Here is a 394-nt window from a genome sequence, read left to right as displayed (position 1 = left end):
GGTGTTGGTAATATTTCAAATGGTGCACAGTGGTTTGTTTCAGCAATGATGATTGTGCTATGTCTGCCATTAGGACTAATTGTCGCACGTATGTTAATGGATCGAGATTGGCGTCATGCGGGGTGATTAAGTCTGCCAAACATTTGAGAAATTAAAAAAGATGATGAGCTAGTAGAATAACCAGTTCATCATCTTTTTTTATCCATAAATAGGCAAGGATTACTTACCCCATAAATAATCGGTTAATTTGTCGTTGACGACAGGATTATTAATATGTAATCGACTGTGTTGACCACCTTCGCCTTTAACTTCGAACTCCTGATATGAACGCGCTCTATCAGAGACTAGGTATCGTAATGATTTAACTGATTGAATGGTTACCAATCCGTCAGAA

General features: G+C 38.1%; 1 protein-coding gene. It reads right to left on the bottom strand.

The window, feature by feature from the left end:
• Window positions 1-219 precede the first annotated feature (219 nt).
• The gene (locus tag CP370_RS09480; protein ID WP_098046684.1) at window positions 220-384 is read right to left on the bottom strand and encodes an alpha/beta hydrolase; all 165 of its coding nucleotides are present in this window, start codon (window positions 382-384) and stop codon (window positions 220-222) included.
• Window positions 385-394 lie beyond the last annotated feature (10 nt).

Origin of the sequence: Lactobacillus sp. UMNPBX19 (assembly GCF_002553805.1) — a bacterium.
Taxonomy (GTDB): Bacteria; Bacillota; Bacilli; order Lactobacillales; family Lactobacillaceae; genus Lactobacillus.
The sequence above is the reverse complement of the archived record's forward strand: the minus strand, read 5'-3'. Positions and strand labels throughout refer to the sequence as shown.